Origin of the sequence: Myxococcus sp. CA039A, assembly GCF_013336645.1 — a bacterium.
Taxonomy (GTDB): Bacteria; Myxococcota; Myxococcia; order Myxococcales; family Myxococcaceae; genus Myxococcus; species Myxococcus llanfairpwllgwyngyllgogerychwyrndrobwllllantysiliogogogochensis.
The window spans coordinates 1-1,301 of the sequence record NZ_JABUMQ010000666.1; the positions used below are offsets into that span (position 1 = coordinate 1).

At 53.8% G+C, this 1,301-nt stretch carries 2 protein-coding genes; both read right to left on the bottom strand.

The features are described from left to right. The coding region (locus HR086_RS46895) for an ATP-binding protein (protein WP_174468916.1) at positions 1–853 on the bottom strand (853 nt) is incomplete at its 3' end. A gap of 2 nt (positions 854–855) precedes the next feature. Continuing rightward, positions 856–1,301: hypothetical protein (locus tag HR086_RS46900; protein ID WP_217442243.1), on the bottom strand; the 446-nt coding region annotated here is incomplete at its 5' end.

Genomic DNA, 1,301 nt, shown 5'->3' on the forward strand with positions numbered 1-1,301 from the left:
TCGGTTGCGAGTTTGTGGCCGTCGTTTGCTCCACCGGCGCGGAACCGGGTTCCGGCGGCGTTTGCGTCGGTGCAGGCGTTGTTGCTGCCGGTGCGGTCGCTGGTGTGGTAGCCGAAGCAGAACCGGCAAAGATATGAGCAATATAGGAATAGTCCAGCGGGAATTCGTCCGGCAGACCGTGGCGGTTTTTCGCGTCCCAGGCCGGATGATGTGTGGAATAAACCACACGCGCGCCGCCTTGGCCTTTGTGTTTACGGCCTTTGTCATCAACTGCAACACTGAAAGTCTTGTAGTTGATGAACAGCACCATGTCCGCCCATTCCTTGACCAGCGCCGCCGTTCTGGAGCCCGTCTTCGCCCCGAGCTTCAATTGATAGCGATCATAGGCACCCATCTCATCGGGCTGCTCGAACTTCACAATCTGCGAGTGAGCCGTCAGCACAACATGAATACCGGCTTCGACGACATCACTCAGGAGATTCAGAAAACGTCCGAATTCCTCTGCAGCATAAATGTATCCTTTTCCATATCCGAAATCCTCAATGCCCTTTTTGTTATGCTGAGCACAAACCGATTCGTTGCACTGCATCTCTGCCCAGTCGATGGTGTCTATGACGAGCGTACCGAAGCGTGACGGCCCCTGCTGCTTCACCCACTGGACTTGCTGTTTGAGCATTTCCCAGCTTGTCGGCCTCGGAACACGTCTGACATCCAGCTCGGTTGTCGATCCTTCTGTATCGATGAAGATTGGATTTGGGAATTGAGCGGCCAGAGAGGATTTTCCAATCCCCTCCGGACCATACAGCACGGCCTTTTTGGCCTTCTGGATTTTGCCGCTAATGACTTCAAACATGATCAAAACTCACCTACTTTCCATGTCGGGCCGGGATTGATTTCGCCTTCCGGCTTTGCTTCCTGCAGTGTGATACCTTCCTGACCAACGACATATCCGTCCTCAATGATGATACTGCACTCATCACCGGTACTTACGCGCGTGGCGATTGCCTGCAATCCTTCCTGTTCGAGCCATTCGCCGAATTCTCGCAGCGAGTCCATGTCCATCTGCTCCAGCTTGTCGAGTAGCACAAATCCACATTGAGGTTTGAGTTTGCGTACAATGGCCGTAGCTACCTTCAGTTGATCGGATCCGCTCATGTTGTCCCATCGTTGGCCTTTGTACGTCAGTTCGCCATCCACGACGGAAAGCCCCGGCAGCGGCAAGTCCGCATTCGTTAGCAACTCCGTCTTCTGCTTCCTGACTGCTTCGATTTCGGCAGTCAATTGCTCGTATTGCTGGCCAT